Raw genomic sequence first — 23667 nt, forward strand, 5'->3', positions numbered from 1 at the left:
ACTATCGCCCCCAGCCTGTTCAGGCGATCTGCTCTGGTCAGGCGATCAGCACGCGCGGTTCGAACCGGCCATTGACCGGAATGTCGATGAGGAAGGTCATGCCCGCCTGCGGATCGAGTTGGCGCTGCTTGTCGTCCTTGCCTTTCCAGGCCGAGGTTACCGCCAGCCTGTCGGCCTTGGCACCGACAAAGGCCGGACAGGACGCTTGCGTCACCGGCATGGGAATTTCGCGCAGCAATGTGCCATCGGGCGAATAGGCCTTCACCGCCTTGCCGCCCCAGACAGCGTTCCACAGCACGCCTTCGCGGTCGACGACAGAGCCGTCGACGTAGCCCTTCGAAGAGCGATGGTCGACGAACACCTTTGGCTCGCCAACCGGTAAGCCCGTCGCCGGATCGCAGGCGGTACGCATCAAAAGGCCGGTCGCGGTGTCGGTGTAATAGGCGATCGTCCCGTCTTCGGAAAAGCAGATCGAGTTCGACACGGTGATGCCGGTGTAGAGCGTGCGCAGCTCACCCTTGAAAAACCAGTAGATCGAGCCCGCGCCCTTGCTCTCGTCCTTGGCCATGGTACCGACCCAAAAGGCACCGCAGGGATGGACACGCGAATCGTTGGAGCGTGTGAGCGGGTTGTCGGCCTCGATCGGCGTGTGCAGCGTCTGCTTGCCGGTCGCGACGTCGCGGACAAAAAGCCCGGTCTCGGTAGCGATCAGCTGGCGCTGTTCGTCGATGATGGCGATGGCGCTCGCCATCTGGCCAAGCTCATGGATCTTCAGCGCGCTGCCGGCCACCGGTTTTTCGAGGAGCTGGCCGTTGACGATGTCGAACCAGAACAGCGCATCGGTGGCTGGATCGTAACTCGGCCCTTCGCCGAGCTGGCAGATGTGATCGGAAAAAACCGAAACCTCGCTCATCATGCGTCTCCGAACACCGCATCCCAGGCAGCGACCGCCGCGTGCGCGCGGGCCGTGACATCGTCGACGCTCATCCCCGGCTTGAACAGGCTGGAGCCGAGGCCGAAGACCGTGACCCCGACCGCCTTGTAGCCGGCAAAATCCTTCTCCGAAACGCCGCCGACTGCGCCGACCAAGGTCTGCGCCGGCAGCACCGCCCGGATGGCGGAAATGCCGGATGCACCCAGCGCGCTCGCCGGAAAGAATTTCAAAGCCGAGGCGCCAAGCCGGATCGCCTGGAAGGCCTCTGTGGGCGTAAACACGCCGGGCATGGTCACCATGCCGTAATGCATGGCGCGCGCCATTACCTCGGCATCGATGTTGGGGCTGACCAGGAGCCGCCCACCCGCCTGGTGCAGGCCGTCGACATCGGCCGCTGTCAGGACCGTGCCGGCGCCGACCAGGGCTGTTTTCGGCAGCACCTGGACAATCCTGGCGATCGACGAGAATGGCTGGGGCGAGTTGAGCGGCACTTCGATCGCCTCGATGCCGGCGTCGAACAGCGCCTGACCCATGGCGATTGCCTCGGCAGGCTTCAGGCCGCGCAGGATGGCGACCAGCCCGCGCTTGAGTTTCGGGAAGGCTGCGGTCTCGGTCATGCCAAGGCTCCGGTTCTGGCGATCATGCCGTTTTCGCGCGCGGCTTCGATGAGGCCGGCGCGCACCGCTTCATCCGCGTCGACGGCGCGGAAGGCGAGCCCCGCAAGGTCGAGTGCGGCGCAATAGAGCGAAGCCAGCGCGCCGGAAGCGATCAGCACGACCGGCGCATCGCCGGCGCCATAGCGGCGCTTCGCCGAGGCGATCTCGCCGCCGATCAAAAGCCCGGACAGGCAGGCCGCCGCATCCTCCGCCTTCAGGTCCTGCAGGAGCCCGGCGGCGCGGATGGCAAACAGCTTCGACGTGACATCGCCGCCCTCGCCAAGCGCGCGTTCGCACCATTGCCGGAAGAACGGATTGTCCGCCGCCACCGGAGCCGGATGCTCGCCCAGCGAATGCTTGAGGATCGAATGCGCGGCCAATACCGAAAACAGTTCGCCGGTCGGCCATGTGCCGAAGCCGGCAACCGCGCCATCCTCGACCACGACCCATTTCGAATGCGTGCCAGGCATGCAGGCGAGATGTCGCCCCTTTGCCGGCAAACCAGCGCCAGCAAGCTGCGTTTCCTCACCGCGCATGACATCGGGCGCATCGGCCAGGCGCTGGGCGAGGCCCGGCACGATGCGGATGTCGCGTTTCTGATCAGCCACGCGGGCGGCACCGCCGAGGATGGCACTGAGCGGCGCCGGAACGGTCACATAGGGCGCCTCGATCCAGCCCTGACGGGAGCCAGCCATGCCGCAGATGATGACGGGCAGTGTCTCCGGCGCGCCCATGGCGACCAAATGACCTTCCAGCACGTTCGAAAACCCTTTTTCGCGCGCGGTGATCAGGCCGTCATCGCCGCGACGCTCGGCAATCACCTTGCCGCTGCCGTCGATCAGCCATGCCCGGAGCCGGGTCGTTCCCCAATCGAGCGCTGCTACCGCCGGAGAGTTGCTGGCTTGGCTCACAGGAAGCCTCCGTCGACAACAAGCATCTGCGCCGTCAGCATGCGCGAGGCGTCCGAGGCCAGGAACAGCACCGTGCCGACCATGTCGTCCGGGCGCATGATTTCCTTGATGCACTGCTTGGCGACATGGGCTTCAAGCGCCCCTTCGGTCACCCAGCGTTCCTGCTGCCGTTCGGTGATCACCCAGCCGGGCGCGACGGCGTTGACGCGGATGCGGTCGGGACCGAGCTTGCCGGCCAGACCCTTGGTCAGGCCGAGGATGCCCGCCTTGGCGGCGGTATAGGCCGGCATGTCGGGATGGTTGATCAGGTAGGATGTCGAGGTGAAATTGATGATCGAGCCGCCGCCGGCCCGCTTCATGCCCGGCGCCACCGCCTGGGCGGTAAAGAAATGCGGTCTGAGGTTAATGGCCTGGTTGTTGTCCCAGAACTCCACCGTCACATCCTCGATGGCGTGACGCTCGTCCCAGGCGGCATTGTTGATCAGCACCGTGACATCGCCATGCACTTCTGCCGCTTTGGCCGCCGAGGCGCGCAAAGCCTCGATGTCGCGCAGATCGGTCTTGAGGTAGAGCGGCCGACGGCCGAATTCTTTCTCGATGCGGTCGGCGAGCAGCGTGCTCGGGCCATCGGCGATGTCGATGAAGGCGACATTGGCGCCCTGGCGGACAAAACCCTCGGTCAGCGCCGCGCCGATCCCGGAGCCGCCGCCGGTGATCAGCACCGAGGCTCCCTTGAGGTCGGCAAAATCCGCCGATGGCATCATGTCTTTTCTCTCCCAGCACAATCGGCGCGCATCCTAGCCACGCAAGTCGCGCGGGCAAGGGCGAAACGTCGGATTTGCGGGCATATGTCAGACAAAACGACAATGCGCCGCACGCAGCGCAAAGTCGCGATGATGGGCGGCGCCAAAATGGCCGGTCAGATCGCCTTGGCGCGCAAGGCGCCGCGGAAGGAATCGCGGAGATAGCCGAGCGTGGCGTCGGCATCGACCGGCCTGCCGAACAGATAACCCTGTCCGCCGGCACAGCCGAACTGGACCAGGCGGTCGGCCTGCGCTTCCTCCTCGATGCCTTCGGCGACCACATCCATGCCCAACCCCTCGCACATTGCGAGAATGGCGCGGATGATGTGTTCGGACGGACGGTCGTCGAGAATGGAGGAGACGAAGGCGCGGTCGATCTTGAGCTTGTCGAAATGGAATTCGCGCAAGCGGCCGAGCGAGGACTGGCCGGTGCCGAAATCGTCGAGCGAGACGCGGATGCCGACGCGGCGCAGATCGTCGACGATCTGCGCGGCCGAGGCCGGGTCGTTCATCAGGCCGGTTTCGGTGATTTCGATCTCGAGCCGGCGCGGATCGAAGCCGGTGCGGTCGAGGATCGCCAATATGTGCAGGCCGGTGTTCTGGTCGACGAGCTGCGAGGGCGACAGGTTGAAGGACAGGAACAAATCCTTCGGCCAGCTCCTCGCCGCCTCGGTCGCCTTGCGCAGCACCAGCTGCGACAGCGGGCCGATGATGCCGCGTTCCTCGGCGATGGGAATGAAGACGGTCGGCGGTACCGCGCCGAGGTCGCGATCGGTCCAGCGCGCCAGCGTCTCGAAGCCGATGGTACGGCGCGTATTGAGGTCGACGATCGGCTGGAAGTGCGGCTCGACCTCGCCGGCCGAGACGGCGCGGCGCAGCGCCTGCTCGATGCGGGTGACGCGCTTGGCCGCCTCTTCCATTTCGCGGGTGTAGACGACGACCCGGCCACGGCCTGACCGCTTGGCGTGGTAGAGCGCGGTTTCGGCCTTGTTGACGAGGATTTCGGTGGTCTCGTCGCCGGAATAAAACAGCGAGCAGCCGACCGAGGCCGACAGCCCGGCGGTGCGTTCGCCGACATCGTAGGGCGCCGACAGGATCTCGATCAGCATGCGGGATTTTTCCGCCGCCGCCTCCTCGGAGAACACCAGCGGATAGAGGAAGGCGAATTCGTCGGCGCCGATGCGGCAGACCGTGGAATGACCGTCCATCGAGGCGCGCAGCCGCATGGCGACCTGGATCAGGATGTCGTCACCGGCCTTGTGGCCGAACAGATCGTTGATCGGCTTGAAGCCGTCGAGGTCGAGAATGCCGACGGTGAAGGGTGCGGGATCGTCAGCACGGTCGCTGATCAGGCGATCGACCTTGTCGAAGAAGCGGCGATGGTTGCCAAGCCCGGTCAACGGATCGGTGAATGCCAGATCCGTGCTTTCCCTATTTGCCTGACCGGTGCCAAACGAAGTTTGCATCGGTGTCCCTGTTTGCGACGTCGGATTTCTTTCCAGACTGGCAGCAAACCCTTTAGGAAACGTATCCCCAAATCGATTATTCGCGGGTAAAATGCATTGCCTTGGGGAAGGTCGATGCAACTGGGGTCAACCCCTTGTTTTCAGACCGATCTTCAGCCGTTTGACTTGACGCGATAGAGCTCGAGCGGAGTGCCGCGCGTCTCCGCCACCGGCTCCAGCCAGCCGGGTACGCTGCCGCGCATCAGCCCGGCCAGGAAACCGTCCGGCGCCTTGGCCGCGAACAGCCGGCTTTCGGTGTTGCCGCGGCAGAGCGCGACAAGGCCGACATGGTGGCTTTCGACGATGGCTTTGGCGTCGCTGGCAGAGCCCAGCAAGGCGTCGAACACCAGCAGGTTCCCGGCGACGTTGCGATGGTAGGGTCCGGCGAACACGCGATGCCCGGTGAAGGCGAGGATCGGCGAGCCGAGATTGGAGATGGCAAGCACCGTGGTGGGGGCGATCGCGCCAAGTGCGGCGAACGATGCCTTGCTGTTGCAAGGCGCATCGATGCTGGCGTCCTTGACAGGTGCGCCGGCCTCGAAAGCGTTCGACGCGGCCTCGGCGGCGCCCGACCAGATTGAGTTCACCGAGATCAACCAGGCCGCTGCCATCCTGAACACCGAGCCGCTGGACGGGCTGGCCTCGGCCCGCTGCCGCCATTTGGCGATCCAGGCCGAAAGCGGGATCACCGCGAAGGCGATGGAGAAAGTCGAGCCGCGCACTTCCCAGGCGCTGACCAGGACCGCCACCACCAGCAGCGCGCCGACCAGGCTGTCCTGCCGCCGCCAGCCGCCATGGCTAAAGTGAAGCGCCATCAGGACGATCGCCACCAGCGGCGTGGCAAAGCGCGCCACCGCCCTTGCCGGATCATCGGCGACAAGCTGGATGATCGACTGCGCCTCTTCGATATAGCCGAGCCACATCTGCTGCAGGCGCGGGTCGAGATGGGCATAGGGCGCCGCCAGGCATTGCGGGAACAGCAGCACCACGACGAGAGCGAGGGTGACGGCAAGTACGCCAAGCGCCATCAGGCGCCGGGCGGCCGTGGCATTGGCGAGTCTCAGCGAGGCAATGGCAGTCAGTCCAGCGCCGGCGAGCCCGGTGACAGCGAACTGCACGATCGAGAATGTGTCGCATTGGGCCTGGCCCCAGGATGACACCGGAACGGAGGTGACGAAGACGAGCGCCGAGACGCCGGCGACGCCGAGGCCGAAATCCCTGGCGATCAGCCTTTCGCCGTCACCCCTCGCGAAAAACAACAGCGCGACGACGGCGCCCAGGGTGCCGGCATAGGGAGCGCTTTCCATGCCGATGGCGAGGGTCAGCGCGGCGCAGATGCCGGCGATGAAGGCAGCCGGCCGGCGCGCGGGCGCCTCGAGCAGCAGAGCGAGGCTCGCCAACGTCAGCATCAGCTGGACGTTGTGGTGATCGAGCGCACCGGGCGAGAAAATACCGATGTAATACAGGGCCGCGCCACCGACGACGGCAGCGGGCAGCACTGCGTGCGGGCCGGCGAAAGCGCGCGCGGCACGGATGATGAAGAAGACAGCAAGCCAGAATTGCAGCGCGGGCCAGAGTATTTGCACGATTTGTTCGGCCAAGGCGGTGCTGCCGGTCAGGGCCGATGCGGCAAGGATGGCAAGCGCCAGCGGCGCGTCGAGCAGCCGCGACCAGTGCATGACGAAGCCGCCCTCCAGCCCCATTCGGTACTGATGCAGGTCGAACCAGCCCTGGCCGCCTATGAGGTCGCGGACTTCGACCAGTTGCAGCAGGCTGTCATTGTCGCCCGCCGGATTGGCCAGTTGCGGGAACCCGGCATGGGCATTCAGCGCCAGCAGCAGCAAGGCGGCAAGCAGCGCAAATGCGATATCGGACCTCCAGGTGGAAGTCCCGTCCCTTGCTGTGCCCATCCCGATCGCCCTTGGCGGGAATGCCGGGCCTTTCCAGGCCAATCGACACTCATGAAGTCGGTTCTAAACCTAGCCTTAACGGCTTCAATAAATAGTAAAACCGCCTGAACGAGGCCGGTTTCCGGCGCGCGACCGTGTGGTCGATAGGCTTTCGGAGACGAAAATGCCGCAAGAACCTGTCATCGCCGTGCTGCTGCCTTGCTACAATGAGGAGCTGACCATCGCCGAGGTGGTGCGGCGGTTCCGCGAGACGCTGCCGGCCGCCACCATCTATGTCTATGACAACAATTCGAAGGATCTGACGGCGCTTCGCGCCCGCGCGGCCGGCGCCATCGTGGTGCGCGAGCCGCGCCAGGGCAAAGGCAATGTGGTGCGGCGCATGTTCGCCGACATCGACGCAGACATCTATCTGATGGCCGACGGCGACGGCACCTATGCGCCCGAGGACGCGCCGCAGCTGATCAACACGCTTTTGACCGAACGCTCGGACATGGTGGTGGGCACAAGGCGCGGCGTCACCGACGATGCCGGCCGGGCCGGCCATGCTTTCGGCAACCGTGTCTTCAACAGCCTCTACAAATGGCTGTTCGGCAGTGACTTCACCGACATCTTCTCCGGCTACCGCGTCTTCACCCGGCGTTTCGTCAAGAGCTTTCCCGCCGTCTCCGGCGGCTTCGAGATCGAGACCGAAATGTCGGTGCACGCCTCGCAGCTCAAATTGCCGGTCAGCGAAATCGCCCTCGACTATGGCCGCCGGCCGGAGGGATCGGCGTCGAAACTGTCGACCTTCCGCGACGGCGCAAAAATTCTCTGGATGTTCGCCATGCTGATGAAGGAGACGCAGCCGCTGCGCTTTTTCGGTGCCTTTTCGCTGTTCTTCCTGGCATCGAGCCTGTTGCTTATGGCGCCGGTTCTGGTCGAGTTCGCCGAAACCGGCCTCGTGCCGCGCATGCCGACCTGGGTGCTGTCGGTCGGCCTGCTGCTGCTGTCGATGCTGGCGGCGGTAACGGGGCTGATCCTCGATTCCGTCTCACGCGGCCGGGCCGAACAGAAGCGCATTTTTTATCTCTCGATGCCTTCGGGCCGGGTCGAGCGGCGCGCTAGCGACGTGGTGGTGAAACCGCAGCCGGGCAAGACGCCGCGCGCGGCCTGAACGATGCAACGGCTCGTCCGCTTTGTCTTCGCCGGCGGCATCGGTTTCGTCACTGATGCGGCAGCGCTCTGGCTGCTGCTCGCCGTCACGCCGCTCGGGCCGTTCACCGCCCGCGTGCCGTCGATCGGCTTCGCGCTCTGCGTCACCTGGCAGCTCAACCGGCATCTGACCTTCTCGCCGTCGCGCCGTGGCCTAGCACAGGAAGGCGCGCGCTATGGAAGCGTCGGCATCGTCACCAGCATCGTCAACTATCTCGTCTATTGCGCCACCCTGTTCGCACTGCCGGCAGCACCGCCGCTAGCGGCCCTCGCCGTCGCCTCGCTGGTCGCCATGACGCTGTCCTTCCTCGGTTACTCCAGGCTGGTCTTCGACCGTTAAAGCTCTGGCCCGATTGGCAGAAGGCGCCGCGAGCCTTATATCGCTCTCGTCGACTGCGCTGGGGACCCGCCATGAAGCTGAAAATCGCCGTCCAGATGGACCACATCTCCACCGTGTCGATCGCCGGCGACACGTCGTTCGCACTGTCGCTGGAAGCGCAGCGGCGCGGCCACCAATTGTTCCACTACACGCCCGACCGGCTGTCGCTGCGCGACGGCAAGGTGTTCGCCCGCATCGAGGCGATGCAGGTGCGCGACGAGAAGGGCAACCATTACTCGCTAGGCGAAAAGGTGCGCACTGATCTCGCGGAGATGGACGTCGTCCTGCTGCGCCAAGATCCGCCCTTCGACATGAACTACATCACCACCACCCACATTCTCGAGCGCATCCACCCGAAGACACTGGTCGTCAACGACCCGGCCTGGGTGCGCAACAGCCCGGAAAAGATTTTTGTCACCGAGTTTTCCGACCTGATGCCGGACACGCTGATCACCAAGGATCCGCTCGAGGTTGCCGCCTTCCGCAAGGAGTTCGGCGACATCATCATCAAGCCGCTCTACGGCAATGGCGGCGCCGGCATCTTCCATCTGCACGAGGCCGACCGCAACCTTGCCTCGCTGCTCGAAATGTTCGGCCAGATGTTCCGCGAGCCCTATATCGTGCAGCGCTACCTGAAGGAGGTGCGCAAGGGCGACAAGCGCATCATCCTGATCGACGGCGAGCCGGTCGGCGCCATCAACCGGGTGCCGGCCGAGCACGATTCCCGCTCCAACATGCATGTCGGCGGCCGCGCCGAAAAGACCGAGCTGACCGAGCGCGAGCGCGAGATCTGCGCCCGCATCGGGCCGTCGCTGAAGGAACGTGGCTTCATCCTGGTCGGCATCGACGTCATCGGCGACTACATGACCGAGATCAACGTGACCTCGCCGACCGGCGTGCGCGAAGTCGCCCGTTTCGGTGGCGCCGACATCGCTAGCCTGTTCTGGGATTGCGTGGAGGAGAAGCGGCGGAAGTCGGCCGCGTAAGGTGCGTTGTTACGGAGGACTTCGGTGAGCCCAGAGAAGCAGCGAAAGATGCTCTTTAGCGAAAAGGACTGCTGAGCAAGCGGCTCATCACATCAAACTCTGTCCCGGAAGCTCCGAGGCCTCAGTTTCGGGGGAAGGAGACCGATAAGTTTCGTCTGCAATTTTCGCCGTGGTGTTGCCCAGTCTTTCAGCAGAAAACCCGCATCGGCGTTCTCTTCCAGCAACGCAAAAGCCGCAGACAGTCCGATCAAGTCGACCAAGGTCCTGCGCATTGAGTGGCGGGAGATTAAATGCTCCAGTCCCGGCGCCACTTCGCACCAACGATTGGCCAGTGCCCGCCGTATTGCTCTTTCGGTATCAGGCGACATCCTACCGAGGTCAACTCCGCCTCCCAGGACGCGCCCGTCCGCCCAGCTATTGCCGCCGTGAAGTCGATAACTGCCAAGAACCCGTTCAATCCTCACGGTTCCCCCAATCATATGGGCAGCACGAGCCACATAGCCGTCGGCACACATCCTTATTTCGTCCGGATCAGACGGACGCATGATTTCAAGCGGAGCTCGACGAAACATCATCCCCGATGTGGTTGACCAAAACCAACCCACAGTACCTCGATCAATAAATAACAATGTTGGGTCAGCTTCCGTATCGACATGCAGGTAGCCGCTCATTTTCGGCATCGATCGCGGGTCATTCATGTGGAATACGGGATGACCGCCAGCAAGCAGATTGCCGGCCGCATCTATCAAGACCTCATCGGAGCTCGAGATCGCTGCGATACGCGTGTGACTGAGATGGGCTGTCGCATGGCATTCTATGAAGTCAGGATGCCAGGCATCGTCACCGTCAAGAAAGGAGATTAGAGGTCCGGCTGTCGCGTCAAGCCCGGCCATTATTGTTGCCAACTGCCCTCCATTTTGCGGTCGGGGCAGAAAGCGGAAACGACTGTCACCAAGCTGGGACAGACACTCTTCAATCCTTCGGCGGGAACCGTCGGTCGAAAAATCATCGACCACCACGCACTCGAACGCAGTGTAGGTCTGCGCCGCTACGGATCGGATCGCAGTGTCGATGAATGCCTCTTGATTGAAACAGCCTATGCAAACGGATACGGTTGGTAGTGCGACGTGAGAATCAGCCCCGCTTGGGAGGATGCTTTCTTTCACCAGGCGCTCCTCCGTACACCAAATTTGATCGCCTGAGATATTCAGTCGATCAGATGGCGATGCTTTCTTTGCCAAATTTCTCACTGCCGAAGCGAGTTTTCTTCCGTACTCATGATCGCAATTGCCGCATGTTGACTCTAAAGCACGGGTATCGCCCTCCTACCAGATTAGAGATTGTCAGAGCTATGCTGCGTCATGGCCGCAACCTCAGAAAAGGGCACCCTTCCGCGAAATCGCAACCTGCTCTTCAGGCAAGTTTGCTATCAGACGATCCGTTCATATCCTATTCGGGAATGTCCGGTACGCCCCTCGGATTAGCAAGTCATATGCCTCGTCTTCCACGCAGCCACCGCGCCTGGTTTCTCATCTCGCCAACCTGGTCCATCGAACACAGTTCTAGCGTCAAAACAATCCGGACCTATGCCGTTCTGCATAGGCTTAGGAACCCACGTCACTCGCTCATCTTCCTGTCCAACACGCAAGCCGAGGCCGATCTGTTGAATCAGTCCGGCGAGGCCGCCGTCCTGCACAACAAGACTTCAACAACCTCCGAACACATATTCAGGCCTCTCGAAGACGTCCCTGTAGAATTTGATGCAATCTACAATGCGCAACTGGCTCCGTGGAAGCGGCATGACTTGTCTCTTGGCATACCGCGTTGCGCATTTGTCTTTTATCGAGATTCAAACGAGTCCTCTACGAAGGAATCGGAGAGAGCACGAATAGATCGGCACAGGGAGCTCGCGCCGCATCACGTCTTTATCAACGCGTTTGACGGCACCGGCAAGCCTGTCCGATTGACATCAGCTGACGTGAACACGCATCTAAATCGTGCAGCCGTGGGAATTTGTCTCTCTGAAGTGGAGGGACCAATGTTCGCCAGCACAGAATATCTTCTCGCGGGGCTTCCTGTGGTCACCACGCCGAACCTTGGCGGCCGAGACCTTTATCTGGATGACGAGTATTCGCTTACAGTTCCGCCCGATCCTCGATCCATCGCGGAGGCTGTCTTGGCGCTTAAAGAGCGACGAATTCCCCGGGCTTATATTCGTTCGCAAACTTTGAAACGAGTTGAACGAGACCGCGAGCGATTCATAGACCTTGTAAATGAGATTTTTCTCGAAAGCGGCTCCTTGCACCGGATCGCCATGCCTTGGCCTTTCCGATACCCTGTCATGGAGTGGCTTCCACCGCAGATCGCAATCGATCGATCCCTTTCCGGTGCAGTCGATGCCTTCGTCACCGCTTAGACGGCAACAGCCTCAGATTGCCGGAGGAACTGGTCGCCCTCTCAACGCGGTTGAGAGAAAGCGGAAGTAGCCGTTTTCATTTCGTATTAACCATGTTCCGCTTTTTCAACCGATCACAATCCGGCTGCAACCCTTGCGATTGCTCGTTCCCGTAATGTTCTTGATTTGACCGGGGAATTGTGATTGTCTCCGCGAAGGGCCAATCTTGGCCAATCGCGTGGGTTGCGGCCTGGGGGCAAGAAATGGTGGCGCGGGTTCGCACGGTCGCTTTCCAGGGCATCGAGGCCGTGCCGGTCGACGTGCAGGTGATGATTGCGCCCGGCAAGGTCAACATGCATATCGTCGGCCTGGCCGACAAGGCGGTGGCCGAGAGCCGCGAGCGCGTGCAGGCGGCGCTTCATGCGTCCGGCCTGTCGATGCCGTCGAAGAAGGTGACGGTCAATCTGGCGCCCGCCGACCTTCCCAAGGAAGGCAGCCATTACGATTTGCCGATCGCGCTTGGCCTGATGGCCGCCCTTGGCGCCATTCCGGGCGACATGCTGGCCGGCTATGTCGTGCTTGGCGAACTCTCGCTCGACGGCACGATTGCCGCCGTTGCCGGTGCCTTGCCGGCGGCGATCGGCGCCAATGCCGAAGGCAAAGGGTTGATCTGCCCGTTCGCCTGCGGGCCGGAAGCGGCCTGGGCCGGCAAGGATTTCGACATATTGGCGCCGCGCAGCCTGATTGCCATCGCCAACCATTTTCGTGGCACGCAAGTGCTGTCGCGGCCGGAGGCCGGCATCCACGCCTCGGCGCGTGACCTGCCCGACCTTGCCGACATCAAGGGCCAGGAGACGGCCAAGCGGGCGCTGGAAGTGGCGGCGGCCGGCGGCCACAATCTGCTGATGGTCGGCCCGCCAGGCTCCGGCAAATCGATGCTGGCGCAACGACTGCCGTCGATCCTGCCGCCGCTGGCGCCGAAGGAACTGCTCGAAGTCTCGATGATCGCCTCGGTGGCGGGCGAGCTCGGCGAAGGCAAGCTGACCGACCGGCGACCGTTCCGCGCGCCGCACCATTCGGCCTCGATGGCGGCGATGGTCGGCGGCGGGTTGCGGGCGAGGCCAGGCGAAGTGTCGATGGCGCATCATGGCGTGCTGTTCCTCGACGAGTTCCCCGAATTCACACCGCAGACGCTCGATGCGCTGCGCCAGCCGCTGGAGACCGGCGACTGCATGATCGCGCGCGCCAACCACCGCGTCACCTATCCGGCGCGCATCCAGCTGGTGGCGGCGATGAACCCCTGCCGCTGCGGCATGGCGGGCGAACCGGGCTATCGCTGCCTGCGCGGCGAACGCTGCCGCACCGATTACCAGGCGCGCATTTCCGGTCCGCTGCTCGACCGCATTGATCTGAGGATCGAAGTGCCAGCGGTCTCGGCCAGCGACCTGATCCGGCCCGACCGGGCGGAGAAGAGTGCAGCCGTTGCGCTGCGCGTCGCCCGCGCGCGCACCATCCAGCGCGAGCGTTTCGAGCGGCTCGGCGTGACCAGCGCCACCACCAATGCGCACTGCGCGCCGGCGGTGATCGAAGACATCGCCATGCCCGATGCCGCTGGCCTGTCGCTGCTCAAGGACGCCAGCGAAAAGCTCGCCTTTTCCGCGCGAGCCTATCACCGCGTGCTGAAGGTCGCGCGAACGCTCGCCGATCTCGACGCCAGCGAAACCGTCGGCCGCATCCATCTCGCCGAGGCGATCTCCTATCGCATGAGTTCGGAGCGGATGGCGCAGGCTGCTTGAAGCGCGTGGCGTTGAGCCCTTGCCGGCATGTCGCGGCGCGGCCGATCGAAACCGCGCCGGTGTCCCGTGCTCGATGGCACCGATCTCCCGTACCGCCTCTCCGCGCACTGTAAAGGTTAATTATCGAACTTGTGCTAGCCACCAATTGCCGGCGCTTGATGTTGCCGGTTGGAGCCCATTCGTCGTTCAATCTGTCGCAGGTCCTGGAACATGTCGGCCTCGAGAAGCAACATTGGCGGACTTCGAACAGACCAGCTTGACGGCTTGAGGTGTCTGGCGTTCTTGATGGTGTTCTTCTTCCATTTCAAGGCGTCTGCCGGCTATACCACACTTGTCATGATGCAGACGCAGGGGTGGGTTGGGGTCGAAATATTCTTTGCCCTGTCCAGTTTCTTGCTCTTCCGGCTGTTCGAACAGGAGCAGGCCCGGACTGGAACCATTTCCATCTCGCAATTCTTCATACGCAGGCTGTTGCGCATCTATCCGCTGATGGTGCTGTTCCCGCTTGCCATGCTGCTCATCTACGGCGCGGACAACCCTGCCGCCTATGGATGGCTTCTCGGCGTGGCCTCGTTTGTCGGCAATTATATCTACTGGTTTCCGGAGGTCGGATGGTCGCTCCGATACACAGGGCAGCTTTGGTCGCTGTGCTATGAATTCCAGATCTATCTGTTTCTGCCCTTTTTGTTCCTCCTGTACCTCAAGGTCGGCAAGCGCGCCCTTGCCACGGGCCTGCTCTGCATTCTGCCCCTGTGCCTGCTTGGGCGAGCGGCATTCGTCCTGAGCGGGCTGTCGTTTCAGATGATCGACATGACACCGCTTCTGCGGCCTGAATCGACAATTGTCGGGATTCTCGTCGCGATGGGCCTGACCAGAAAATTCCCCCTGCCGATGGTTGCCGCCGCGTTCCTGGCAAGCGGCATCGGCCTTGTCTTCCTTCCGCACGACCAGACCCCTGGCGGACCGGTCTATGTCTTTCTCCTGGCGGGTATTTTTGCCGGTTCGTTGCTGCATTTGGCGCTGTATGCGCAAACCCTCGCCAGCCTGCTTCGCTGGCCGCCATTGGCATACCTTGGAATGATTTCCTTCGGCCCCTACGTTTTCCACCCCTGGTCATTCGAAGAAGGCAAGGTCCTGCTGGGGTTGGTTCACATTCCGGAAACTTACGCCACGACCTGCCTGGCGGGCCTGGCACACTGCATTCTGCTGGCAACGTTGAGCTACCGTATGCTGGAACAACCGCTGTTAAGGCTGAAGCCGCGTCACACCCGCCCCGAGGCGGTCCAGGACGCCACGGTGGCCCCAGCGAACGCGTAATTGTCGCGCGTCTACGGGCATCCCCGGTGAGCGGCCGTCCACGACGCTTCATCTCTGTCCGCCGGTGCGATCACATCCACTTCTCTTTGAAATGATCGCACCTCGGGATGCGCGGCATGACGCCTTAACGGCGCGCCTATTCTTGGCGCCGTCGAAGCAGCGCATCCGTAAAGCACGGCCGCTGCGAATTCTCAGAGAGCCAGGGCTCGCGCCTTCAGTTCCAATCTCCGCGCGTGCAGCACCGGTTCGGTGTAGCCGTTGGGCTGGCTGGTGCCCTTGAACACTAGGTCGCAGGCGGCCTGGAAGGCGATGGACGTGTCGAAGTCCGGCGCCATCGGCCGGTAGAGCGGATCGCCGACATTCTGGCGGTCGACGATTGCCGCCATGCGCTGCAGGGAATCGCGCACCTGGATTTCCGAGCACACTTTGTGGCGCAGCCAGTTGGCGATGTGCTGCGAGGAGATGCGCAGCGTGGCGCGGTCTTCCATCAGGCCGACATCGTTGATGTCGGGCACTTTCGAGCAGCCGACGCCCTGGTCGATCCAGCGCACGACATAGCCCAGGATACCTTGCGCATTGTTGTCGAGCTCGCGCTGGATTTCGTCCGGCGTCCAGTTCGGCCGCACGGCCACCGGTACCGACAAGATATCGTCGAGCTTCGCCTTCGGCCGGCTCTTCAGCACCGCCTGCACGGCATGGACATCGACCTTGTGGTAGTGCGTGGCATGCAGCGTCGCCGCCGTCGGCGACGGCACCCAGGCGGTGTTGGCGCCCGCCCTGGGATGGGCGATCTTCTGTTCCAGCATCGCCGCCATCAGGTCCGGCATCGCCCACATGCCCTTGCCGATCTGGGCATGGCCGGCCAGCCCGCATTCGAGCCCGGTATCGACATTCCAGGCCTCGTAGGCGGAAATCCAGGCGGCCTGCTTCATGTCGCCCTTGCGGATCATCGGGCCGGCCTCCATCGAGGTGTGGATCTCGTCGCCGGTGCGGTCGAGGAAGCCGGTGTTGATGAACACCACGCGCGCCCTGGCGGCACGGATCGCCTCCTTGAGGTTGACGGTGGTGCGCCGCTCCTCATCCATGATGCCCATCTTGATGGTGTTTTTCGCCATGCCGAGCAGCGCTTCGACGCGGTCGAAAATTTCCACCGCGAAAGCGATCTCTTCAGGCCCGTGCATCTTCGGCTTGACCACATACATCGAGCCGGCGCGGGAGTTCATCCGCCGCCCCTTCGCTCCGACATCGTGCAACGCGATCAGCGCCGTCAGCGCCGCGTCCATGATGCCTTCCGGCACTTCGTTGCCGTCGCGGTCCAGGATCGCCGGATTGGTCATCAGGTGGCCGACATTCCTGACCAGCATCAGCGAGCGGCCGGGCACCGTCAGCGCGCCGCCTGCGGGCGCTGTGTAGGTGCGATCGGGATTGAGCTTGCGGACGAAACTCTTGCCGCCCTTGCTGATCTCTTCCGCCAGATCGCCCTTCATCAGGCCGAGCCAATTGCGGTAGACGACGACCTTGTCTTCGGCATCCACCGCCGCGACCGAATCCTCGCAGTCCTGGATGGTGGTCAGCGCCGATTCCAGGATGACGTCGGCGATGCCCGCCGGATCGGTGCGGCCGATCTGGTTGGCGCGGTCGATGACGATCTCGATATGCAGGCCATTTTTGACCAGCAGCACGGCTTGCGGGTTGGCGGCATCGCCGCGATAGCCGACGAATTGCCTCGGGTCGGCCAGCGTCGTCGAGCCGGCGCCGGCGCTGAGCTTCACCGCGCCATTGGCCACCGACAGGCCGTTCACCCCAGCCCATTTGCCTGAGGTGAGTGGGGCCGCTTCATCGAGAAAAGTCTTCGTCCAGGCGACGACATTGGCGCCGCGCGCCGGATTGAAACCCTTGCCCTTTTCAGCGCCGCCGGTTTCGGGAATGGCGTCGGTGCCGTAGAGCGCATCATAGAGCGAACCCCAGCGCGCATTGGCGGCATTGAGCGCATAGCGCGCATTCATGACAGGCACGACCAGCTGCGGCCCGGCAACGACGGCGATTTCCGGATCGACATTCTCGGTCAAGACGCTGAAGGCCGGCCCCTCGGGAACGAGATAGCCGATCTCCCTGAGGAAGCCCTTGTAGGCTTCCATGTCGATCGGCGCGCCATTGTCGCGATACCAGCCGTCGAGCTTGTCCTGCATGGCGTCGCGTTTTGCCAGCAGTGCGCGGTTTTTTGGGGCGAGGTCATGGACGATGGCCGAAAAACCGTCCCAGAACGCATCGGCGGCGATCCCGGTGCCGGGCAAGGTCTCGCCAGCCACAAAATCATGCAGCGCGCGGGCAATCCGCAATCCGGCGATCTCGATGCGATCGGTCATCAGCTTGTCTCCAGACGAAAGGCTCGGGGCGCCTTTGACATGTCGGGTTTGCAGGGTCAATTCGGCTTAAGGTGAAGGGGGCGTTTAGGCAAGGTTGGCGAAGCGCCGATCTCCCCCTTGAGGGGGAGATAGCCGGCAGGCCAGAGGGGGTCGCCGGACATAAGGCGCTAGCCCCCTCTTTTCAAAGCAAGAGGTCGCGTCCGGTCGAACCGACCCCCTCTGTCGCCTTCGGCGACATCTCCCCCTCAAGGGGGGGGAGATCAGCCGCTACACCGCGATCCTTGGCCTTCCCGAGGCCACCGCAACCACATGCGCCTCGATGAACATGCGCTGGGCTTCGACGGTCGAGACCCTGAACTCGGTCGCCACATCAATCTCGGCGCTGTCGGTGCCGGCGTCCTTGGCCCTCTGGGCGACAATCGCCCGCACATCCGCCTCGGCGGCCGCGATCGCCGCCGCCTCGTCGAGGAAATCGCGCACCGTCTCGCCCGAGGCAAGGCGGAACAGCCCTTCCTTGGGCTGGCTGACCCGCGCTTCGGCGGAAACCCTGACCTGGCCGACGACGGCGCCAAGCGCGTTGGCGACATCGGTGTCTTCCGGCACCACGCACTCGTTGCCGACCAGGGGCGCCAGGCCGGCATAGTGCAGCGGCGCCGAGGCGCCGAGGCCGATGACCGGACGGTCGAGCGCGACGCTCAGCCGCGCAATACCGGGGTGGGCATCGACGGCGCGCTGCACCAGCGCGTGCGCGACCGTCGCGGCGCCATCGAGGCCGTCCTCGGCGAAGGCGGTTTCGAGGATGTATTCGGCCGACCAGCGCGTCAGCGTCACCAGCACGCGCTCCGAGACCACCTCCGGTGAGGCGGCAATGGGCTGGCCACGGCCGTCCCGCTTGCGGGCGAACAATTCGGCGCCGAGGCGGGCGGTGGCGGCGTCCCAGTTGGCCTGCTTGCCCAGCACATGCGCCGCGTCCGACGGAGTGAAGCCGCAAATGTGCACCAGCCCGCGCGAGACCAGCCGGTTCAAAGTGGCGTTCTGGGCATTCGACGTCAGCAGCCTGTCGAGGGCAAGCGGGGTCGCACCGATCGCCTCGTAGAGCCGCGCCTCGGGAGCGGTCAGCCCGGCGGCTAGCCTGTCCGGCACGCCGGTGCGCACCGCGAAGCGGCCATCCATGCGGCCTGGGTTGGGCGCCCGCAACTGGCGTTCGAGTTCCGATCTGACGGCGTCACCATGCGCCATGCCGGCCAGCGCCAGCGGCACCGGGCGGCGCGGCCCAAGCAGGATTTTCGGGTTGAGCGCGCCATCCTCCAGCGCTACTTCGGAATCGCCGCCGAGGCCGAAGGTGCGCATGGCGACGGCCTCGACCATGGTGCGGAAACCGCCGACGGTGGCACCTTCCGGATCAAGCCGTGGCCGGCCCTTGTCGAGCACGGCAACGTCGGTGGTGGTGCCGCCAATGTCGGAGACCACGGCATTGTCGAGCCCGGTCATATGACGGGCGCCGACCAGGCTGGCTGCGGGGCCGGAGAGGATCGTCTCGATCGGCCGCTGGCGGGCGAACGCCGCCGAGACCAGCGCGCCGTCGCCGCGCACCACCATCAAGGGAGCCGCGATGTTGCGGGCCTCCAGAAACCCTTCGGTCGCCGCAACGAGCCGGTCGATCATCGAGATCAGCCTGGCGTTGAGCAGCGTCGTCAGCGCGCGGCGCGGGCCGCCGAGCTTGGCCGACAGTTCGTGGCTTGCCGTGACCGGCAGGCCGGTCTTGTCGCGGATCAGCTCGCGGGTGGCGATCTCGTGCGCCGGGTTGCGGGTGGCGAAATAGGCGCAGACGGCAAAGCCGGACACCGAGGCGCCGAGTTCCGGCAGGACCGCTTCCAGTCCTGATAGATCGAGTTTGGCGGCATTGCCGTGGACGTCGTGGCCGCCCGGGCAAAACACCACCGGATCGGTGCCGAGTGCCGTCTTCAGCCCATCGCGGGCGAGGTCGGCTTCGGAAAAGCCGATCATGATGAGAGCCACGCGGCCGCCTTGGCCCTCGACCAACGCATTGGTGGCGAGCGTCGTCGACATCGACACCAGTTTGATCGCGGCCGGATCGGTGCCGGCCTTTTCGAGCACCGCGTCGACGGCCCCGGAAATGCCGACAGCAAGATCATGCCTGGTGGTCAGCGCCTTGGCCTTGGCCAGCACCTTGCCCTTGTTCGGCCCCTGCTGTGGGCCTTCGGTTTCAGACCACAGCACGGCATCGGTATAGGTGCCGCCGGTGTCGATGCCGAGGAAGAGTGGTTTTGGCTTGGTCTTGGCGGTCATTCTTGGGGGATCCGGACGGTAGGGAATTTTACTTCCCCGCCCTTATCCGATACGGGCCCGCCGATAAAGCCGCGAGCGCTGGGCCAACACGCGATGACCGTGATACGAGCCCGACCTCCCCCTTGAGAGGGGAGATCGGCAACGTTGGCCACAACGCGGCGAGGATGCCGCTATTTGGCCGTGACAGTGCCCTTCATCGAGCTGTGGATCGCACAATGGAATGGATGTGCGCCGGCAACTGATACCTTGACCTTGGCGCTCTTGCCGGTGGCGAGATGGCCGGTGTCGAAGGAGCCATCGAGCGCGGTGGCGGTGTGCGTCATCGAGTCGGCATTGGTGAAGGTGATGGTGTCACCAACGGCGACCGAGATTTTCGAAGGGTTGAATTTCATGCCCTTGATCTGGACCGCATGATTGGCGGCATAGGCGGGCATGGCAAAGGCAAGCAGGGCAAGTACAAGCATGGTGCGCATAGTGGATTTCCTCCCGAGCGCGAACCCTCATCCTACACTAACGTTGCCGAATGGCCTTTCATGCCACAAAGCCAATCTTTTTATGCGTGTTGTCGCAAAACGGCTTGTTGGCCGAGTGGCCGCAGCGGCAGAGGAAGGTGCGTTGCGTGCGGTCGATCGTGTGGCCGGTGCCGGTCACGATCTCGACATTGCCCTCGAGCTTGAGCGGGCCGTTGGTGGTCGGCGTCACTTTCAGCGGGCCGTCGCGCGCCTCCAGCGCCGGCGTGTCCTTCAGCGCCGGTTCGCCTGTGGCGGTGAAGCCGGCCTTGGTATGACTGCCATCGCAGAACGGCTTGTTTTCCGAAGCGCCGCAGCGGCAGAGCGTGGCGCGATAGGAGGTTTCGCCGTCGAGCACGATCTCGGCGTGAACGGCGAGCGGGCCGTTTTCGCGCAGCCGCACGGTGTTGACCGCCGGCGGCTGTTCCTGCGGCCCGCCATCCTTCCTGACATAGGTGATGGCGCCGGACGGGCAGCTTTCGGCGATGGCCACCACCTTCTCGACGCTGGCCGCATCGGGATGGATCCATTGGCCCGGCGCGTTGGGCACGAAGACATGCGGATCGCCGAGCACGCAATTGCGCGAATGGATGCAGCGCTTGCCGGAAAAACCGACGTCGATCTTGTCGCTTTCGACCATGCCGGCCATCGCGGTGCTCCTGTTGCCTGGGGCACGCCCGCGACTGACTGGGCAGACGTGGCGTGCCTTGGGTGTTCGGGCAGGCTATGGCTCGAATGGGAAAACCGTCAAGCTGGCAAACCGGTCAGGGGACGAGATTGATCTCCTCGGTCTCGCCGCCGCTGCAGGTGTAGCAGCAATCCTCGCATTTTTCCTTGTTGCCGGGACCGACGCCCCAATAGGTGCCCTCGTCGCCATCGACCCAGGCGCCGTAGCAGATCGATTCGCCCTCGTTGCAGGAGATCGGCAACGACTTGGTCTCGCCGTCGTCGAGGTAGAAGTCCTTGCCTTCGCCCGGCCAGACATAGTCGCGGTCCTGGCTGTAGAGCTCAAGGCGCATGGCGTTGGGATGGCTGTTCTTGACGGTGAAGGTGACGTCGCCGGCATGGGCGGCTGGTGCAAATAGGACGGCAAGCGAAAACGCGGCGGCTAGCCGGCGCCCGGACGTGAAAGACATGGAAACCCCCGATGAAGAATCGGCCCCCACGGCCGATTGAGGGGATCATGCCATGCCATGGGCGGGCGCTAAAGGGATGATAACGGCAATCCCTAATATAATCGCATGCGCAAGCCGGCGAACCTAAGTCATTGCAGGCTTCGTCCTATCGCTGCCAGAAGGGCAGCTTGGCGATTTCTTCATCGACCTGCCGCCTGGTCAGGCCGATATCGTCGATCAGATGCGGATTGACCTCCGATATCCGCTTGAGGTCCCAGCGATAGTGGGTCCGCTCACGCCAGGCCGCGATGGTATTTCGTAGGGTGGCAAGACTGTAGCGCCGGCGCGATGTCTGCCCCACACACATTCCCCGCCGCGCCTGATGCGAGGCCGATGCAAAAATATTGGTCATGACAACCTCCATGTGGTTTGGCGCCCACAGACTTGAGAATGGGCCGCCCTTGATGAATGAGGTTGAATTCTGCAGGATATGGAGGGCGCCGTAATTAAGCCCTGCCAAATAGTTCTCAAAAGTTCCAAACGGGCCCTAACTCTTTGTTTTGGCGTCATTCCCAGGGGAAAGTGCTGCACGCTTTTCCCGGCAAACCGCCTCACACTTTTCCCGGAATTGCTCTATAGATGCGCCTATGCAGAGATCGCGCTTTGCCTTTGGTCCGTTCGTGTTTGATCCGGGTGCGGGAACGCTGCTTCGGAACGACGATCCCGTTGCCGTCGGCTATCGCGGGCTGAAGCTGCTTGCCGCACTCGTCGGACGGCCCGGCGAAATCCTTGAGAAAGCCGAGCTGATGGACGCGGCGTGGCCAGGGACAGCGGTCGAGGAAGGCAACCTCACCGTCCAGATCGCGCAGCTGCGCAAGCTGCTTGGTCCGCCCGCCGATGGCGGTGAATGGATATCGACGGTTCCGCGCGTCGGCTACCGCTTCACGGGCGCCATCGAACAGCTCGATCGTGCGAAGCGCAAACCCTTGCCGCTGCCCGACAAACCATCGATAGCGGTGCTGCCTTTCGTCAACCTCAGCAACGACCCCGAGCAGGAGGCTTTCGCCGACGGCTTGACCGAGGATTTGATCACCGACCTGTCCCGGGCCCCGGGCCTGTTCGTCATCGCCCGCAACTCGACCTTTGCCTACAAGGGCAAGGCGATGGACGTGCGCGCGATCGCCGAGGAGCTTGGCGTGCGCTATCTGCTGGAGGGCAGCGCCAGACGCGCCGCAGGGCGCGTGCGCATCAACGCACAGCTGGTCGACGCCAAGAGCGGCGAGCATCTGTGGGCCGAACGCTTCGATCGCGGCCTGGACGATATTTTCGCCGTTCAGGACGAGGCCACGGCCAAGATCGTCGAGGCGCTGCTCGGCCGACTGCGCGCGCCGCCGCCACGCAACCGGCCGACAAATCTCGAGGCCTACGATCTGTGCGTGCGGGCGCGCAAGCTGATCGAGGAATCCCCGCAGACGGCGCGGGAAGCGCATCTGCTGCTGACGCGCGCGGTGTCCCTCGATCCGGACTATGCCGAGGCTCATCGCTGGCTTGCCATGAACCACTGGATGGGATGGGTGCATTGGGGCGAGCCGGTCGACCCCAACCGGCGCATCGCGCTGGAACTGGCGCGCAAGGCCGTGGCGATCGATCCCAACGATGCCGGCTGCCGCTGGGTGCTCGGCAATCTGCTTGCCTATGAGCACAGCTTCGAAGAGTCGGACGCCGAATTCGCCAAAGCGTTCGAACTCGACCCGAACGAGGCCGACGCCTGGGCGACATTGTCCGACATCGCTGTGCTGGCTGGACGGGTCGAGGAAGGCCTCGAGCATATCCGCAAGGCGTTCCGGCTCAATCCCTATCCGGCAAGCTGGTACTATCTGACGCTCGGCGAGGCGCAGTATGCGGCGCGCGATTACGAAGCCGCCGTCGAGACACTGCGCCGGGAGGAGACCTATCGGACGAGCTCACGCCGTTTCCTGGCGGCAAGCCTGGCGCAACTCGGCCGGCTCGAAGAGGCGCGCGCCGAGGTCGAACTGTTCCTCATCGGCAACCCGCATTTCACGACCGGCTACTGGGTCTGGACGGAGCCGTTCCGCGACACCGCGATGCGTGATCATTTCGTCGATGGCTTTCGCAAGGCCGGGCTTCCGGAGTGACCTGCTGCGCGGGCGCCGAGGCCCCAATCACGGCACCAGATCGATCGTCTCGGTCGTGTGTTCCACGCAGATAAAACAACAGGTGTCGCAAGGCTGATCGTTATCAGGCCCGACGCCGGCGGAGATTTGGTCGTTGCCGTCGACCCAGGCGCCATAGCAGATGCGCTCTCCGGAATTGCAGGACAGCGGCACCGATTTCTGCGAATTCGGGTCGATCATGAACACCTTGCCATTGCCCGGCCAGACGGTCTCGCGGTCGCGGCTGAACAATTCGACCGCAACCGCTTCCTTGCGCAGGTTCTTGACGAAGAAGGCCATGTCGGCGGCCTCGGCCGAATTGGTGCAGACCAAAGCCGCAAGCACGGCCATACGAAACAGCGTCACGGTCGGACCTCCCGAATCACCGCCGCAGAATCGCATGGCCGCCC

Annotated in this window: 21 protein-coding genes; 7 read left to right on the plus strand and 14 right to left on the minus strand. The window is 63.5% G+C overall.

From position 1 onward, the window contains the following. Nucleotides 1-37: 37 nt before the first annotated feature. The 6 genes from AC56QX_RS05345 to AC56QX_RS05370 all read right to left on the minus strand — a co-directional run bounded on the left by AC56QX_RS05345 (nucleotide 38) and on the right by AC56QX_RS05370 (nucleotide 6719). Entirely contained in the window at nucleotides 38-913 is an 876-nt protein-coding gene (locus tag AC56QX_RS05345; RefSeq protein WP_497114118.1) for an SMP-30/gluconolactonase/LRE family protein, read from the minus strand. After that, nucleotides 913-1551, minus strand: coding sequence for a 2-dehydro-3-deoxy-6-phosphogalactonate aldolase (locus AC56QX_RS05350; RefSeq protein WP_497114120.1), 639 nt, complete (start codon nucleotides 1549-1551; stop codon nucleotides 913-915). Before AC56QX_RS05350 ends, AC56QX_RS05345 begins: the two co-directional genes overlap by 1 nt. Further along, the gene (locus tag AC56QX_RS05355) at nucleotides 1548-2501 is read right to left on the minus strand and encodes a 2-dehydro-3-deoxygalactonokinase (protein WP_497114121.1); all 954 of its coding nucleotides are present in this window, start codon (nucleotides 2499-2501) and stop codon (nucleotides 1548-1550) included. The genes AC56QX_RS05350 and AC56QX_RS05355 overlap by 4 nt, the downstream gene beginning before the upstream one ends. Beyond that, nucleotides 2498-3265 carry an SDR family NAD(P)-dependent oxidoreductase gene (locus AC56QX_RS05360; protein ID WP_497114122.1) on the minus strand — a complete coding sequence of 256 codons (768 nt, stop codon included), beginning with the start codon at nucleotides 3263-3265 and terminating at the stop codon, nucleotides 2498-2500. The genes AC56QX_RS05355 and AC56QX_RS05360 overlap by 4 nt, the downstream gene beginning before the upstream one ends. Nucleotides 3266-3420: 155 nt before the next feature. Continuing rightward, nucleotides 3421-4770 (minus strand): putative bifunctional diguanylate cyclase/phosphodiesterase, encoded by a 1350-nt coding sequence (locus AC56QX_RS05365; protein ID WP_497114124.1) that lies wholly within the window; start codon nucleotides 4768-4770, stop codon nucleotides 3421-3423. A gap of 152 nt (nucleotides 4771-4922) precedes the next feature. Further along, the gene (locus AC56QX_RS05370; protein WP_497114125.1) at nucleotides 4923-6719 is read right to left on the minus strand and encodes a GtrA family protein; all 1797 of its coding nucleotides are present in this window, start codon (nucleotides 6717-6719) and stop codon (nucleotides 4923-4925) included. A 163-nt stretch (nucleotides 6720-6882) separates the two neighbouring features. Between AC56QX_RS05370 and AC56QX_RS05375 the strand changes: the two genes are divergently transcribed. The 3 genes from AC56QX_RS05375 (at nucleotide 6883) to gshB (ending at nucleotide 9275) form a co-directional block, all read left to right on the plus strand. Continuing rightward, nucleotides 6883-7872: a glycosyltransferase gene (locus AC56QX_RS05375; RefSeq protein ID WP_497114126.1), complete on the plus strand. Its 990-nt coding sequence runs from the start codon at nucleotides 6883-6885 to the stop codon at nucleotides 7870-7872. A 3-nt stretch (nucleotides 7873-7875) separates the two neighbouring features. Continuing rightward, nucleotides 7876-8250, plus strand: a complete 375-nt coding sequence (locus AC56QX_RS05380; protein ID WP_497114128.1) for a GtrA family protein — start codon at nucleotides 7876-7878, stop codon at nucleotides 8248-8250. A gap of 71 nt (nucleotides 8251-8321) precedes the next feature. Next, nucleotides 8322-9275, plus strand: a complete 954-nt coding sequence (gene gshB / locus AC56QX_RS05385; RefSeq protein WP_497114129.1) for a glutathione synthase — start codon at nucleotides 8322-8324, stop codon at nucleotides 9273-9275. A gap of 92 nt (nucleotides 9276-9367) precedes the next feature. Here gshB and AC56QX_RS05390 read toward each other — a convergent pair whose 3' ends face one another. Continuing rightward, complete coding sequence (locus tag AC56QX_RS05390; protein WP_497114130.1) at nucleotides 9368-10516, minus strand: glycosyltransferase family 2 protein; 1149 nt, start codon at nucleotides 10514-10516, stop codon at nucleotides 9368-9370. Nucleotides 10517-10626: 110 nt separating this feature from the next. On the opposite strand from AC56QX_RS05390, the gene AC56QX_RS05395 reads away from it, so the two are divergent. The 3 genes from AC56QX_RS05395 (at nucleotide 10627) to AC56QX_RS05405 (ending at nucleotide 14783) form a co-directional block, all read left to right on the plus strand. Further along, complete coding sequence (locus AC56QX_RS05395; RefSeq protein WP_497114132.1) at nucleotides 10627-11691, plus strand: glycosyltransferase; 1065 nt, start codon at nucleotides 10627-10629, stop codon at nucleotides 11689-11691. 242 nt (nucleotides 11692-11933) lie between these two features. Beyond that, entirely contained in the window at nucleotides 11934-13466 is a 1533-nt protein-coding gene (locus AC56QX_RS05400) for a YifB family Mg chelatase-like AAA ATPase (RefSeq protein ID WP_497114134.1), read from the plus strand. 285 nt (nucleotides 13467-13751) lie between these two features. Continuing rightward, the gene (locus tag AC56QX_RS05405; RefSeq protein ID WP_497114135.1) at nucleotides 13752-14783 is read left to right on the plus strand and encodes an acyltransferase family protein; all 1032 of its coding nucleotides are present in this window, start codon (nucleotides 13752-13754) and stop codon (nucleotides 14781-14783) included. 191 nt (nucleotides 14784-14974) lie between these two features. Here the strand turns inward: AC56QX_RS05405 and AC56QX_RS05410 are convergent, their stop codons facing one another. The 6 genes from AC56QX_RS05410 to AC56QX_RS05435 all read right to left on the minus strand — a co-directional run bounded on the left by AC56QX_RS05410 (nucleotide 14975) and on the right by AC56QX_RS05435 (nucleotide 21495). Further along, a complete protein-coding gene (locus AC56QX_RS05410; RefSeq protein ID WP_497114137.1) occupies nucleotides 14975-17149 on the minus strand; it encodes a malate synthase G in 2175 nt (724 codons plus the stop codon). 267 nt (nucleotides 17150-17416) lie between these two features. Next, nucleotides 17417-19459, minus strand: coding sequence for a hydantoinase/oxoprolinase N-terminal domain-containing protein (locus AC56QX_RS05415; RefSeq protein ID WP_497114138.1), 2043 nt, complete (start codon nucleotides 19457-19459; stop codon nucleotides 17417-17419). Nucleotides 19460-19629: 170 nt separating this feature from the next. Next, nucleotides 19630-19932 (minus strand): cupredoxin domain-containing protein, encoded by a 303-nt coding sequence (locus tag AC56QX_RS05420; protein ID WP_172221595.1) that lies wholly within the window; start codon nucleotides 19930-19932, stop codon nucleotides 19630-19632. 58 nt (nucleotides 19933-19990) lie between these two features. Beyond that, nucleotides 19991-20617: a CDGSH iron-sulfur domain-containing protein gene (locus AC56QX_RS05425; protein WP_497114140.1), complete on the minus strand. Its 627-nt coding sequence runs from the start codon at nucleotides 20615-20617 to the stop codon at nucleotides 19991-19993. A gap of 115 nt (nucleotides 20618-20732) precedes the next feature. Beyond that, entirely contained in the window at nucleotides 20733-21104 is a 372-nt protein-coding gene (locus AC56QX_RS05430; protein WP_497114141.1) for a hypothetical protein, read from the minus strand. A gap of 145 nt (nucleotides 21105-21249) precedes the next feature. After that, nucleotides 21250-21495, minus strand: a complete 246-nt coding sequence (locus AC56QX_RS05435) for a DUF1127 domain-containing protein (RefSeq protein WP_497114142.1) — start codon at nucleotides 21493-21495, stop codon at nucleotides 21250-21252. 235 nt (nucleotides 21496-21730) lie between these two features. Between AC56QX_RS05435 and AC56QX_RS05440 the strand changes: the two genes are divergently transcribed. Beyond that, nucleotides 21731-23239, plus strand: a complete 1509-nt coding sequence (locus AC56QX_RS05440) for a winged helix-turn-helix domain-containing tetratricopeptide repeat protein (protein WP_497114143.1) — start codon at nucleotides 21731-21733, stop codon at nucleotides 23237-23239. A 27-nt stretch (nucleotides 23240-23266) separates the two neighbouring features. On the opposite strand, the gene AC56QX_RS05445 is transcribed toward AC56QX_RS05440, so the two are convergent. Further along, a complete protein-coding gene (locus AC56QX_RS05445) occupies nucleotides 23267-23623 on the minus strand; it encodes a hypothetical protein (RefSeq protein WP_497114145.1) in 357 nt (118 codons plus the stop codon). Nucleotides 23624-23667: the final 44 nt, after the last annotated feature.

The sequence above is a fragment of the Mesorhizobium sp. RCAM 06353 genome, assembly GCF_059683585.1.

Coding starts and splice junctions, on each gene's coding strand:
- AC56QX_RS05425 (WP_497114140.1), bottom strand. CDS start 20,617: ATGGCCGGCATGGTCGAAAGCGACAAGATCGACGTCGGTTTTTCCGGC.
- AC56QX_RS05370 (WP_497114125.1), bottom strand. CDS start 6,719: ATGGGCACAGCAAGGGACGGGACTTCCACCTGGAGGTCCGATATCGCA.
- AC56QX_RS05430 (WP_497114141.1), bottom strand. CDS start 21,104: ATGTCTTTCACGTCCGGGCGCCGGCTAGCCGCCGCGTTTTCGCTTGCC.
- AC56QX_RS05420 (WP_172221595.1), bottom strand. CDS start 19,932: ATGCGCACCATGCTTGTACTTGCCCTGCTTGCCTTTGCCATGCCCGCC.
- AC56QX_RS05345 (WP_497114118.1), bottom strand. CDS start 913: ATGAGCGAGGTTTCGGTTTTTTCCGATCACATCTGCCAGCTCGGCGAA.
- AC56QX_RS05400 (WP_497114134.1), top strand. CDS start 11,934: ATGGTGGCGCGGGTTCGCACGGTCGCTTTCCAGGGCATCGAGGCCGTG.
- AC56QX_RS05360 (WP_497114122.1), bottom strand. CDS start 3,265: ATGATGCCATCGGCGGATTTTGCCGACCTCAAGGGAGCCTCGGTGCTG.
- AC56QX_RS05415 (WP_497114138.1), bottom strand. CDS start 19,459: ATGACCGCCAAGACCAAGCCAAAACCACTCTTCCTCGGCATCGACACC.
- AC56QX_RS05440 (WP_497114143.1), top strand. CDS start 21,731: ATGCAGAGATCGCGCTTTGCCTTTGGTCCGTTCGTGTTTGATCCGGGT.
- AC56QX_RS05365 (WP_497114124.1), bottom strand. CDS start 4,770: ATGCAAACTTCGTTTGGCACCGGTCAGGCAAATAGGGAAAGCACGGAT.
- AC56QX_RS05380 (WP_497114128.1), top strand. CDS start 7,876: ATGCAACGGCTCGTCCGCTTTGTCTTCGCCGGCGGCATCGGTTTCGTC.
- AC56QX_RS05395 (WP_497114132.1), top strand. CDS start 10,627: ATGCTGCGTCATGGCCGCAACCTCAGAAAAGGGCACCCTTCCGCGAAA.
- AC56QX_RS05410 (WP_497114137.1), bottom strand. CDS start 17,149: ATGACCGATCGCATCGAGATCGCCGGATTGCGGATTGCCCGCGCGCTG.
- AC56QX_RS05350 (WP_497114120.1), bottom strand. CDS start 1,551: ATGACCGAGACCGCAGCCTTCCCGAAACTCAAGCGCGGGCTGGTCGCC.
- AC56QX_RS05375 (WP_497114126.1), top strand. CDS start 6,883: ATGCCGCAAGAACCTGTCATCGCCGTGCTGCTGCCTTGCTACAATGAG.
- gshB (WP_497114129.1), top strand. CDS start 8,322: ATGAAGCTGAAAATCGCCGTCCAGATGGACCACATCTCCACCGTGTCG.
- AC56QX_RS05405 (WP_497114135.1), top strand. CDS start 13,752: ATGGTGTTCTTCTTCCATTTCAAGGCGTCTGCCGGCTATACCACACTT.
- AC56QX_RS05435 (WP_497114142.1), bottom strand. CDS start 21,495: ATGACCAATATTTTTGCATCGGCCTCGCATCAGGCGCGGCGGGGAATG.